This is a genomic window from Tenacibaculum aestuariivivum (genome assembly GCF_964507685.1).
In the GTDB taxonomy this organism is placed as follows: Bacteria; Bacteroidota; Bacteroidia; order Flavobacteriales; family Flavobacteriaceae; genus Polaribacter; species Polaribacter aestuariivivum.
Genome location: NZ_OZ208414.1, coordinates 446,683 through 459,166, shown reverse-complemented (window position 1 = coordinate 459,166; position 12,484 = coordinate 446,683). Strand labels below are relative to the sequence as shown.

12 protein-coding genes are annotated in these 12,484 nt (G+C 29.2%); 6 read left to right on the top strand and 6 right to left on the bottom strand.

Going from position 1 to position 12,484, the window contains the following annotated elements:
• Positions 1–27 precede the first annotated feature (27 nt).
• The 3 genes from ACN5J4_RS01940 to ACN5J4_RS01930 all read right to left on the bottom strand — a co-directional run bounded on the left by ACN5J4_RS01940 (position 28) and on the right by ACN5J4_RS01930 (position 2,206).
• A complete protein-coding gene (locus ACN5J4_RS01940) occupies positions 28–1,248 on the bottom strand; it encodes an Nramp family divalent metal transporter (RefSeq protein WP_418650486.1) in 1,221 nt (406 codons plus the stop codon).
• 79 nt (positions 1,249–1,327) lie between these two features.
• A complete protein-coding gene (locus ACN5J4_RS01935; protein WP_418650485.1) occupies positions 1,328–1,891 on the bottom strand; it encodes an RNA polymerase sigma factor in 564 nt (187 codons plus the stop codon).
• 108 nt (positions 1,892–1,999) lie between these two features.
• A complete protein-coding gene (locus ACN5J4_RS01930; RefSeq protein WP_418650484.1) occupies positions 2,000–2,206 on the bottom strand; it encodes a membrane or secreted protein in 207 nt (68 codons plus the stop codon).
• Positions 2,207–2,337: 131 nt separating this feature from the next.
• Here ACN5J4_RS01930 and aqpZ point away from each other — a divergent pair, with 131 nt between their 5' ends.
• The 5 genes from aqpZ to ACN5J4_RS01905 all read left to right on the top strand — a co-directional run bounded on the left by aqpZ (position 2,338) and on the right by ACN5J4_RS01905 (position 6,559).
• Positions 2,338–3,024, top strand: coding sequence for an aquaporin Z (gene aqpZ, locus ACN5J4_RS01925; RefSeq protein WP_418650483.1), 687 nt, complete (start codon positions 2,338–2,340; stop codon positions 3,022–3,024).
• Positions 3,025–3,145: 121 nt separating this feature from the next.
• Positions 3,146–4,468 (top strand): sulfatase-like hydrolase/transferase, encoded by a 1,323-nt coding sequence (locus ACN5J4_RS01920; protein WP_418650482.1) that lies wholly within the window; start codon positions 3,146–3,148, stop codon positions 4,466–4,468.
• Between the two features lie 28 nt (positions 4,469–4,496).
• Complete coding sequence (locus ACN5J4_RS01915) at positions 4,497–5,267, top strand: YHYH protein (RefSeq protein ID WP_418650481.1); 771 nt, start codon at positions 4,497–4,499, stop codon at positions 5,265–5,267.
• A gap of 9 nt (positions 5,268–5,276) precedes the next feature.
• A complete protein-coding gene (locus ACN5J4_RS01910; protein WP_418650480.1) occupies positions 5,277–5,873 on the top strand; it encodes a toxin-antitoxin system YwqK family antitoxin in 597 nt (198 codons plus the stop codon).
• Positions 5,874–5,893: 20 nt separating this feature from the next.
• The gene (locus tag ACN5J4_RS01905) at positions 5,894–6,559 is read left to right on the top strand and encodes an SCO family protein (protein ID WP_418650479.1); all 666 of its coding nucleotides are present in this window, start codon (positions 5,894–5,896) and stop codon (positions 6,557–6,559) included.
• Here the strand turns inward: ACN5J4_RS01905 and murB are convergent.
• The 3 genes from murB to ACN5J4_RS01890 form a co-directional block, all read right to left on the bottom strand.
• A complete protein-coding gene (gene murB, locus ACN5J4_RS01900) occupies positions 6,556–7,563 on the bottom strand; it encodes a UDP-N-acetylmuramate dehydrogenase (protein ID WP_418650478.1) in 1,008 nt (335 codons plus the stop codon). The two genes, ACN5J4_RS01905 and murB, sit on opposite strands and share 4 nt — an antisense overlap.
• Before the next feature lie 6 nt (positions 7,564–7,569).
• Positions 7,570–8,760 carry a pyridoxal phosphate-dependent aminotransferase gene (locus ACN5J4_RS01895; protein WP_418650477.1) on the bottom strand — a complete coding sequence of 397 codons (1,191 nt, stop codon included), beginning with the start codon at positions 8,758–8,760 and terminating at the stop codon, positions 7,570–7,572.
• 375 nt (positions 8,761–9,135) lie between these two features.
• Entirely contained in the window at positions 9,136–9,543 is a 408-nt protein-coding gene (locus ACN5J4_RS01890; protein WP_418650476.1) for a DUF1573 domain-containing protein, read from the bottom strand.
• A 185-nt stretch (positions 9,544–9,728) separates the two neighbouring features.
• Between ACN5J4_RS01890 and ACN5J4_RS01885 the strand changes: the two genes are divergently transcribed.
• Positions 9,729–12,365: a valine--tRNA ligase gene (locus ACN5J4_RS01885; RefSeq protein ID WP_418650475.1), complete on the top strand. Its 2,637-nt coding sequence runs from the start codon at positions 9,729–9,731 to the stop codon at positions 12,363–12,365.
• Positions 12,366–12,484: the final 119 nt, after the last annotated feature.

Here is a 12,484-nt window from a genome sequence, read left to right as displayed (position 1 = left end):
TGAATGACAAATTTACAAAGAAAACTGTTATAAATTGAGTAAAAACCAAATACTAAATGCAAGTAAAAAAATAATTCCCATAATACTTAAAATACACAACGGTAATTTAGGCTGATTTTTTTTTGGTGTATGTTTACTGGTAATTAGTAAAAAGTTTAAAATAGCATAAAATGGTGCTGTTAAAAAAGATAAAATAGTAGCTATTTTAACTAAAAAACCCATGTTGTACAAGTAGTAATTTAAAATAATAAAAGTACCAATGGCTAAGAAAAAAATCCAGAATTGATAGTTTAGTTTATTATTATTGCCTAATAATAATGTTGTAGTTTTTGCCATGACCCTAGGTGAGGCATCTAAAGTTGTTAAAGTTGTACTAAACATAGTTGTAAAAGCTGCAATTCCTATAAATAGATAAGAAAATTCACCTAAATTATTAGTGTATAAATTAATTAATTGTACAGCAAAAACAGTTCCTTTGTTAGAGAATGATTCTCCTGATTGGTACATAACTAATGCACCAAGTATAACAAAACATACTCCTAAAAAAAAGGTAGCTATATAACCTACATTAAAATCGAAAATGGCATATTTAGGTTTAACCTGTTTGAAAGTAGTTTTACTTTTTTCGACTGACCATAATGAGTGCCAAATAGAAACATCTAAAGGGGCAGGCATCCATCCTAAAAAAGCAATTAAAAAGGTAATTTGTGCTGTTCCGCTAGGTAATATTTGCTGAAAAGTAAAGCCTTTTTGGGTGCTAAATATAGCTATAACTACAGCAATTATTGTACTTATAGTTAATGTGAAAATTATATACTTCATTAAATTATCAAGCAATTTATATTTACCAACACTTAATATAATAATACTTATAAGTAATATAATTACAGACCAAATAACTAAATTATCTGTAAAACCAAAAATAGTAGAAGCTAAGCTGGCAGTTACTATTGTAACGGCTGCCTGAATAGTAAACATGGTAGCAAAGTTTAGAATATAGTAACATATTAATACCCCTTTGCCTAATTTTTTATAGCCATCTAACAGAGTTTCACCTGTGGCAGCAGCGTAACGAGGGCCATATTGAAAAAATGGATATTTGAATAAAGTAACAATTAATAGTGCCCAAAGTAAACCAAAACCAAAATCGGCGCCAGCTCTTGTTGATTGTACTAAATGCGATACACCTATGGCTGCACCAGCAAATAACAATCCTGGACCTAATATATTTGATATAGATTTTTTCATAATGGGGGATGAAAAGAATGTTAAAATATAAGGTTTGATTTTAGTAGTTTTATAAATTGATAACTAAAATCATGGTAAGTTAAGATTTCTTTATTATTTCTGCTAATAATTTTTTAGCTCTCAATAATTTTATTTTAACATTATTCATTGGTTCTCCAATGTTTTCTGAAATTTCTTTATAACTTAATTCTTGAAAAAAACGAAGGTTAATAACCTCTTGATATTTGGGTTTTAATTTTTTAATATCTCTTAAAAGTTTAGCTAAGTTCTGTTCTTTAATAATAGTATCTTCAGGAGATGGTGAGTTATCAATAATTCTAGACGCGGCTTCTTCTTGTTCTTTAGAAGTGTCTAATAAAATAGATCTATTTTTTTTTCGCAAAAAATCAATATAAACATTTTTAGAAATGGCTATTAACCATGTTTTAAACTGGTATTCATCTTTAAATGTGTCAATTTTATCAAATGCCTTGGAAAACGTGCGAATGGTAATATCTTCAGCATCATTATCATTTTTAATTTTTGATAGCTGATAACTATATACATCACCCCAAAAAGTGTCTAATAAAAAGTTAAAAGAAATTTGATTTCCTTTTTTAGCTTTTTGAATATGTAAAAGTATTTTTTCGTTATGTATTTTCAAGGTATAGTTTTAGAAAGCTGTACAAATACCTACTGTTAAAATTGTACGTATTAAATTAATATTTAAAAACTCACTAATTATAAATTAATAGTAAAACAAAATATTTTGTTATTTATTGTGTTCCGGTTCGCTACACGAATCAAATTGATCAGGAGTTTTTCCACAAAAACCACAAGACTCTCCAGTTTCATTTAAAACAGGGTTTTGACTAGCACAAGTACCAGCAAATTTTCCATCTTTTTTCGCCCAAATTTTTATAGCAATTCCTGCAAAAGCTAATGCTAATAAACCGATAGTAAGAAAAATTAATTTCATAAATATTAAATTGTATACTGCAAATATACAAACTTACTCTTTTAAAGAATTATTTTATTGTAGATTTATAAATGTGACTTTTGAAGTATTTAGGGTCATATATAAGAATCAATTAATTTAAACTATAAGATATGAAAAAGTATTTAGCAGAATTATTCGGAACATTTTGGTTAGTATTTGGAGGTTGTGGTAGCGCTATTTTTGCTGCTGGTTTCCCTGAATTAGGTATTGGGTTTATGGGCGTAGCCTTAGCCTTTGGTCTAACTGTTTTAACAATGGCATATGCTGTAGGTCATATTTCAGGAGGGCATTTTAACCCTGCTGTATCTTTAGGTTTATGGGCTGGAGGAAAATTTTCTGCAAAAGAATTAGTGCCGTATATTATTTCTCAATTAGTTGGTGCAATTTTAGCGGCAGGTGCTTTATATTTAATTGTTTCAGGTAAATCAGATTTTGAATCTATTGGTGGTTTCGCTGCTAATGGATACGGAGAATTATCGCCAGGAGGTTATAATATGACATCAGCTTTTGCTGCTGAATTTTTATTAACAATGTTTTTCTTATTAATAATTTTAGGAAGTACTAATCAAAGAGCTCCCAAAGGTTTTGCTCCAATAGCTATTGGTTTAGGTTTAACATTAATACACTTAATAAGTATTCCAATTACCAATACTTCAGTGAATCCTGCACGTTCTATGAGTCAGGCTTTATTTGCAGGTGGTGGTTATTTAGCACAATCTTGGTTATTTTGGGTTGCACCTATAGCAGGCGCAATTGTAGCAGGATTTATTCATAAAGCATTATTTGATAAAGAATAAAAAAATTATCAAAACGATATAAAAACAGCTTCAATTAATTTTGAAGCTGTTTTTTTTGATTACTATGTAGCTGTAATTAAACTTTTTAATTTTTTTAGAGTCTTAAATTAAAAACAAGCTTATGAGATTAGCTATATCGAGTTTTATTTTACTGTTTACAATCTTAGTTATTTCATGTGGTACAGATAATGTATCAGAAATAAATGAACCAGATGATGAGGTTATCGTAATAAATAATAAGCCCAACATCTTATTAATTATTGCTGATGATATGGGTTTAGATGCTACTCCAGGTTTTAATATTGGTATTATAAAACCTGTTATGCCAAACCTTCAAAATATGATTAATAACGGTGTTAAGTTTAATAATTTATGGTCATACCCAACGTGTACACCAACAAGGTCAAGTATTTTAACTGGTAAATATGGTTTTAGAACAAATGTAATGAAGGTTAATGATGCGTTATCAACATCAGAAATATCACTTCAAAAACATTTAGATAATAATAATTCGGGTTATAATCATGCTGTAATAGGTAAATGGCATTTATCAAAAGATGCTTCACATCCAACACAAATGGGCGTAGGATATTATGCAGGTTTGTTAAGCGGAGGTGTACAATCTTACACTAATTGGAATTTTACAGAAAATCAGCAAACAACAAATTCAACAGAATATACTACCACTAAGTTTACTGATTTAGCAATCGATTGGGTAGATTTACAAAAAGAACCTTGGTTTTTATGGTTGGCTTATAATGCTCCGCATACACCTTTTCATTTACCTCCATCAAATTTAGATACACAATCATTATCCTCAGATCAAGCAAGTATTGATGCAAACCCAATGCCTTATTATATGGCAATGTTAGAGGCTTTAGATACCGAAGTAGGAAGGCTGTTAGCTTCAATGTCACAAGAAGAAAAAGATAATACAGTAATTATTTTTATAGGAGATAATGGTACGCCGAATCAAGTTGTTCAAGAGCATGCTAGTCAGCGAGCAAAAGGAAGTGTATATCAAGGAGGTGTTAATGTACCGATGATTATATCAGGTAAAAATATAAATCGATTTAGTGAATCAGAAGATGCTTTATTAAATACAACTGATTTATTTGTAACAATTTCAGATATAGCTGGCACAGGTACTACAGAAATAAATGATAGTAAAAGTTTTAAAGAATTATTTACAACTTCAAATACTAGTTTTAGAGATTATACATATACCGAAATCGGCGAAGACAACGGAACAGTAAATTATACGATTAGAAATTCAACTCATAAATATATACAGTTTTCAGATGGAAGTGAAGCTTTATATAATTTAATTGAAAACCCTTTAGAAAACCCCAATTTATTAAGCACAAATCAATTGCCTTTAAGTGCTAGTGATGCTGTTATTAAAGATGAATTAATAACGAAAGTAAATAGTCTTAGAGAGTAATTTTAACTAATAATTAAAAATGATACACATGAAAAAAAATCAATTAATTAAAAAAGTAGCAGTATTAATAATGATAACAGGTTTATTTTACGCCTGCTCATCTGATGATACTACAGAAGAAGGAGGAAGTACACCTGAAGTAGCAAACTATGATATTACAAGTATTTTATCAAAATTTGATGATGTAGCATCAGTTTCTTATGCCGTATCAGGTAATACAGTAACTTTTACAACTACCGATTTACCAAATCATAAAAGCCCGTATTGGGGAACAGATAACGCAATGTACGAAGCTTATAACGGTACAAATACTAGTTGGAATCAGAATCCAGGCGCTATCGGAGAGCAAGAGATTACTTTTACCATGTCTTTAAATCCAAGCGAAGCTGTAAATAAAACAGCAACACCAATGGGCCCAATAGGAATATCAAGAAATGGTGTTGTTTTTTTCAATCAATATGCAGCAGGAGGAGCGCCTTTAACAGGTGAAATTAATTCTTTTGATCAATATTTAGGACATCCTGCAATGACAACATATCATTATCATATTAAGCCGAAATTTTTAACAGATACTTTTGGTGAAGATGCTTTTTTAGGATTATTATCTGACGGATTTCCTGTATATGGTTCTTTAGAAGATGGAAAAACGGTTACAAATGATGATTTAGATGATTATCACGGACATACTGGCTCAACAGTTGATTTTCCTGATGGAATTTATCATTATCACATTACAAATGAAGATCCTTATTTAAATGGAAATGGTTTTTTCGGTACTGCTGGAGTTGTAACAAGATAATTAAATAACATGAAAATTTATATCGTAATTATACTGATTTTTATTTCATGTAATTTTAAAGAGAAAGAAATAAAAGATTTATCAATCAATAAAATTATTATTCCGAATATAAAAAAGAATAAAAACAATAAGAGTTTTAATCTTAAAAATGGTGTTTTGTTATTAAATGAAACACCATATTCTGGAATTGTAGAAGATTATTATTCAAAAGAAAAGCTAAAATCAACCTCTGTATATTTTCAAGGAAAAAAACACGGAATTTATAATGGATGGTACATTAGTGGAAATAAATGGTTTCAACGTTTTTATACAAACGGATTAAAAACAGGAATTCATGTTGGTTGGTATGATAATGGTAAACCAATGTTTAAATATCATTTTAATACTAACGGTGTATATAATGGTAGCATTACAGATTGGTATATGAACGGAACATTATTAAATGAGTTTAATTTTAAAGATGGAAGAGAAGAAGGTAGTCAAAAAACATGGCAACCTAACGGAAAAATAAAAGCAAATTTTGTTACTAAAAATGGAGAACGTTTTGGATTGATAGGATTAAAAAAATGTTATTCGGTAGCTATTGAAAATGAAAAAATCAAATAATATTTTAAAAAAAGCATAATTTGAAAAAGAACATATTCGTATTATTTTTTTTGATTATAAGTTTTACGGCATGTAAAACCAAAATTGAAAATGAAGTAAAAATAGATAAAGAAACAGTATTGCCTTTTTTTAATTCAGCAGAGTTTACACCCGAATGGATTTCTAAAAGTTCTTTAAAATATAAAACAATACACACAATTCCTGATTTTAGTTTTATAAATCAGAATGGAAAAAAAGTGACTAATAAAACCTACAAAGGAAAAATTTATATTGCTAATTTCTTCTTTGTTACTTGCCCTGGAATTTGTCCTATTCTTGAAAAAAATATGAGTAAAATTCAAGAAAAATATAAGAATGATTCTTCTGTTTTATTATTGTCGCACACTGTAATGCCTACTAAAGATTCTGTAGTTGTTTTAAAAAAATATGCTATAGCTAATAATATTATTTCTGATAAATGGAACTTAGTTACTGGTGATAAAAAACAGCTTTATAATGTCGCTAGAAAAGGGTATTTTGCCGATGATGAATTCAATAAAACAAAAAACACAGCTGCTTTTATACATTCAGAAAATTTTGTTTTAGTCGATAAAAAAGGAAGAATACGAGGTGTTTATAACGGCACTTTAGCATTAGAAACTAAAAGATTAATTCGTCATATTGAAATTTTGAAAAAAGAAGATTAAATAATATTAACTTCAATTTCTAAATCAATAGAAAAAGTATTATTGATCGTTTTTTGAATATTTTGAGCCAATTCTAAAATTTGTTTACCTGTAGCATTTCCATAATTAACAAGTACTAAAGCTTGTTTTTCATGTACGCCATAATTACCATAATTTTTACCTTTAAATCCACATTGTTCAATTAACCAGCCAGCAGGTATTTTAACCTCAGTTTTAGAAATTTCATAATTTGGCATTAAAGGAAATTGATTTATTAAACTTTCAAAAAGTTTTTTTGAAATAACCGGATTTTTAAAAAAACTACCACTATTACCAATTTTTTTAGGATCTGGTAATTTAGAGTTTCTAATTGCTATAACGGCATTAGAAATATTTTTAATGGTTGGGTTTATAATATTTTTTGAAGCAAGTTCGGCTTCAATAGCACCATATGAGGTAATTAGTTGATGATTTTTTCTGGTAAGTTGAAAACAAACTGAAGTAATAATATATTTGTCTTTAGCGATGTTTTTAAAAATAGAATTTCGATATCCAAATTTACAATCAGTATTAGAAAACGATATTAGTTTTCCTGTTTCAATCTCAATAGCTTCTACACGATTAATGATGTCTTTAACTTCTACGCCATACGCACCAATATTCTGAATGGGGCAAGTACCTACATTTCCAGGTATTAAAGATAAATTTTCAATACCTCCGTAATTCTGAGAAACACACCAAAGTACAAATTTGTGCCAATTTTCGCCAGCATTTACGGTTATGTAAATATCATTTTCATTTTCTCTATCAATAGAAATACCTTTTAAATTTAAGTGAACAACAAGTTTTTCAATGTCTTTGGTTAATAACATATTGCTACCTCCAGAAATTAAAAAAACATCTTTTTCAGATTTTAAAAGTTGTTGTAAACTATAAAGTGAATCAATAGAAATAAAACGTTTGGCATTTACATGAATGCCAAACGTGTTATAGTTTTTTAATGATATGTTTTCTTGAATATTCAATGAAACCTATTTATTATATTGTTGTAAAGCTATTTTTAAAATCTCTACAGAACGTATTAAATCAACTTTATTTAATACATACGCCATACGAATTTGGTTTTTACCTTCTCCTGGTGTAGAATAAAATCCACTTGCAGGAGCAACCATAATAGTTTCGTTATTATCATTGAATTCTTCTAAAAGCCATTGTGCAAAATGATCAGCATCAGCTACAGGTAATTCAGCAACACAATAAAAAGCTCCTTTAGGATTTGCAACTTTTACACCATCAATTTTTTGTAATTCAGAAATTAATGTATTTCTACGTTCTTGATATTCTTCAATAACTTCATCAAAATAACTTTGAGGTGTGTCTAAAGCCGCTTCACTAGCTAATAAAGCATAAGTAGGAGGGCTTAAACGAGCTTGTGCAAATTTAAGAGCCGTGTTGATAAATTCTTCATTTCTAGAAACAATACATCCAATTCTTGCACCGCACATACTGTAACGCTTAGAAACAGAATCAATAACAATAGCATTTTGTTCTAAACCATCTAAAGTCATTACTGAATTATGCTTTTCACCATCATAAGTAAACTCACGATATACTTCATCAGCAATTAAAAATAAATCATGTTTTAAAACAATTTGTTTTAATTTTTCAATTTCAGTAGCACTATATAAATAACCAGTAGGGTTACCAGGGTTACAAATTAAAATGGCTTTTGTTTTTGGTGTAATTAATTTTTCGAAATCTTCAATAGCAGGTAACGCAAAGTTATTTTCAATTTTAGAAATTACAGGAACAACTTTTACTCCTGAAGCAGTTGAAAAACCATTGTAATTAGCATAAAAAGGCTCAGGAATTATAATTTCATCACCTGGGTCAGTAATACTACCAATGGTAAATAATAATGCTTCAGAACCACCTGTAGTGGCAATAATATTATTAGCTGTTACATGAATATTGTTTTTAGCATAATATGCAGCTAATTTTGTGCGGTACTGTTCAGAACCTTCAGAACGTGCGTATGATAATACTTTAATAGTATTGTTTTTAACAGCATCTAAAGCTACTTGAGGAGTTTTTATATCGGGTTGACCAATGTTTAAATGATAAACTTTTGTTCCATTTTTTTTAGCAGCCTCTGCAAAGGGAACCAATTTACGAATTGGTGATTGAGGCATAGAATTCCCTTTTAAAGAAATAGAAGGCATATTATATAATTTTATAGTTGTTTAATATGCAAATTTGCAAAATTTATTCTTAAAAATACGGCTTAAATATAAAATAATATAAGATGTTTTTTTAAATTTATATATAGGTTTTAATTGTATTATTTAGAACAGTTTATTAAAAATAAATAGTTATAGTAGAATGGTAGTACTTAGCTTAAACTTAGTAAATATATTTAGCCCCGATTGAAGTATTTGTTTGAGCTCCTCGCAGAGAGCGAGTGCGTAAAGCGGGAAATAGCTTCTTAATAACTTTATAGGGTTATTTAAATATTATTTATGCGTGGTTGGGGGGTATTACAAAAAAAAGTGTCAGTTTTTAAACTGACACTTTTTTTTATGTAATGAAGTATGGTCTTATTTATTATTATTAACAATACTTTTTTCTTTTACAGGTGCTACATCTTTAGCTATAAATCCTTTAATTTTAACTCTTTTTCTTTTGTTTTTAGCATTAGAAACAATGGTTAAAGTTTTTGAGAAACCTCCAATTCTTTTAGTGTCATACGAAACATCAATTTTTCCTGTTTCTCCTGGCATAATAGGAGCCTCTGGTTTTTTAGGTACCGTACATCCACAAGCAGATATAATATCTTCAATAATTATAGGTTCATTACCTATGTTTGTAAATTCAAAAGTACGTTTTCCTTCTGATGCTACTGCTATTTTACCATAGTCAATAGTTTCTGTTTCAAATTTAAATTCTTGAGCACTTACTGTTAACGTAATAAAGCATACAGCTACAAATGATAAAATTGTTTTCATAATTAATAAGTTATTTTAAGGAATATAATCCGTTACAAATTTAATATTATTTTTTTTAGTTAAAAAAACCAACATCTAATTTTTTATACCTCTATAGATAATTGTATTTTTGTTTTTTAATTTCAAAAATAATGCCAAAAGTATAAGTAAGCTAAATACTTATGCTATAAATATACATAAAACATATGAATATTCCATCAAAATACGATTCTAAAGAAGTAGAAGGAAAGTGGTACGATTACTGGATGAAACATAATTATTTTCATTCAGAAGTAGATGAGCGAGAACCTTATACCATTGTAATACCGCCACCTAACGTAACAGGAGTATTACATATGGGACATATGTTAAACAATACAATTCAAGATGTTTTAATACGTCGTGCACGTTTACAAGGTAAAAATGCTTGTTGGGTTCCTGGAACTGACCATGCATCTATTGCTACGGAAGCAAAGGTTGTTGCTAAGTTAAAAGAACAAGGAATTGATAAAAATGATTTAACTCGTGAAGAATTCTTAGCACATGCTTGGGAATGGAAAAACGAGTACGGTGGAATTATTTTAGATCAGTTAAAAAAATTAGGTGCTTCTTGTGATTGGGAACGTACTGCCTTTACTATGGATCCTGCATTATCAGCATCTGTAATTAAAGTTTTTGTTGATTTATATAATAAAGGATTAATTTACCGTGGATATAGAATGGTAAATTGGGATCCTGAAGCAAAAACAACGTTATCTGATGAAGAAGTTATTCATGTTGAAAAACAAGGAAATCTTTATTATTTAGAATATAATATTGAAGGTTCTGATGAAAAATTAACTATTGCAACTACACGTCCTGAAACTATTTTTGGAGATACAGCAATTTGTATTAACCCGAATGATGAACGTTTTACACATTTAAAAGGTAAAAAAGCAATTGTACCTTTATGTAATCGTGTAATTCCTATTATTGAAGATGAATATGTAGATGTTGAATTTGGTACTGGATGTTTAAAAGTTACACCAGCACACGATGAAAACGATAAGGTTTTAGGAGATAAACATAAATTAGAAGTAATCGATATTTTTAATGATGATGCTTCTTTAAACTCTTTCGGATTACATTATCAAGGAAAAGATCGTTTTGTAGCTCGTAAATTAGTCGTTAAAGAATTAGAAGAAAAAGGAATTTTAGTAAAAACAGAAGTTCATATTAATAAAGTAGGAACATCAGAAAGAACTAAAGCTGTTATAGAACCAAGATTGTCAGATCAATGGTTTTTAAAGATGGAAGAGTTAGCAAAACCTGCTATTGATGCTGTTTTAGGTGAAGATAGCGAAATTAAATTATATCCAAAGAAATTTGAAAATACGTATCGTCATTGGATGGAAAATGTGCGTGATTGGAATATTTCACGTCAATTATGGTGGGGACAACAAATTCCTGCATATTTCTACGGAGATGGAAAAGAAGATTTTGTAGTTGCTGAAAGTATCGAAGAAGCTGTAGTTTTAGCAAAAGAAAGAACTGGGAAAACTGATTTAGTTGCAACCGATTTAAAACAAGATGAAGATGCTTTAGATACTTGGTTTTCTTCTTGGTTATGGCCAATGAGTGTTTTTGACGGAATTAATAATCCTGAAAACGAAGAAATTAAATACTATTATCCAACAAATGATTTAGTTACTGGTCCAGATATTTTATTTTTCTGGGTAGCTCGTATGATTGTAGCAGGATATGAATATAAAGATGAACGTCCGTTTGAAAACGTTTATTTAACAGGTTTAGTGCGTGATAAACAACGTAGAAAAATGTCGAAATCGTTAGGTAATTCACCTGATGCTTTAAAGTTAATTGAAGATTATAGTGCCGATGGTGTTCGTGTCGGATTATTATTAAGTGCTGCCGCAGGTAACGATTTAATGTTCGATGAAGATTTATGTAAGCAAGGAAAAGGATTTTCAAACAAAATTTGGAATGCTTTCCGTTTAGTTACAGGTTGGGAAATTGACGAAACTATCGAACAGCCTGAATCAGCAAAAATAGGATTAGAATGGTATGCTGTTAAATTTCAAACAGTATTAGCTGAAATTGAAGATCATTTTTCTAAATATCGTTTATCAGATGCTTTAATGGCTATTTATAAACTAATTATGGATGATTTTTCATCATGGTTATTAGAGGCTGTAAAACCTGCATATCAGCAACCAATTGACAAAAAAACATTTGATGCTGTAATTGCTGTTTTTGAAGACAATTTAAAAATATTACATCCGTTTATGCCTTTCTTATCCGAAGAAATTTGGCAACATATTACTGATAGAACGCCAGAAGAAGCGTTAATTATTGCAAAATATCCTGAGCTTAAAAAAGTAGATACAACAATACTAGGTCAATTTGAATTTGCTACGGATGTTGTATCGGGAATTAGAACCATTAGAAAAAATAAAAATATTTCATTTAAAGATGCTGTTGAATTATCAGTAGTAAATAATGAAGGTTTCACCACTAAATTTGATGTTTTAATTGAAAAATTAACCAATGCATCAACAATTAACTATGTTTCAGAAAAAGTTGATGGAGCTTCGTTTAGAGTAAAGTCAAATGAATACTTTATTCCTGTTGCTGAAGAAGAAATTGATGTAGAGGCTGAAACTATTAAGTTAAATGCCGAACTAAAAAGAGCAGAAGGGTTCTTATTCGGTATTCAAAAGAAATTATCAAACGAGCGTTTTGTAAGCAATGCACCAGAACAGGTTATTATTATAGAGCGTAAAAAAGAATCAGATACGTTAGCAAAAATTGAAACTATTAAAAGTAGTTTAGCTTCTTTAAAATAAAGGTTATTTTATAAAAATAAAATGAAACCGATGATTTTAAAAAAAAGCATCGGTTTTTTTAGTGTTTAAATATAAAATAAAATTTTTTGAAGTCGTTTTCCCGCTTTTCCGAACTCACT

Bases quoted from the DNA above. Each gene is read 5' to 3' on its own strand.
- ACN5J4_RS01930 (WP_418650484.1), bottom strand. From the start codon at position 2,206: ATGAAATTAATTTTTCTTACTATCGGTTTATTAGCATTAGCTTTTGCA.
- ACN5J4_RS01920 (WP_418650482.1), top strand. From the start codon at position 3,146: ATGAGATTAGCTATATCGAGTTTTATTTTACTGTTTACAATCTTAGTT.
- ACN5J4_RS01910 (WP_418650480.1), top strand. From the start codon at position 5,277: ATGAAAATTTATATCGTAATTATACTGATTTTTATTTCATGTAATTTT.
- aqpZ (WP_418650483.1), top strand. From the start codon at position 2,338: ATGAAAAAGTATTTAGCAGAATTATTCGGAACATTTTGGTTAGTATTT.
- ACN5J4_RS01885 (WP_418650475.1), top strand. From the start codon at position 9,729: ATGAATATTCCATCAAAATACGATTCTAAAGAAGTAGAAGGAAAGTGG.
- ACN5J4_RS01940 (WP_418650486.1), bottom strand. From the start codon at position 1,248: ATGAAAAAATCTATATCAAATATATTAGGTCCAGGATTGTTATTTGCT.
- ACN5J4_RS01890 (WP_418650476.1), bottom strand. From the start codon at position 9,543: ATGAAAACAATTTTATCATTTGTAGCTGTATGCTTTATTACGTTAACA.
- ACN5J4_RS01915 (WP_418650481.1), top strand. From the start codon at position 4,497: ATGAAAAAAAATCAATTAATTAAAAAAGTAGCAGTATTAATAATGATA.
- ACN5J4_RS01895 (WP_418650477.1), bottom strand. From the start codon at position 8,760: ATGCCTTCTATTTCTTTAAAAGGGAATTCTATGCCTCAATCACCAATT.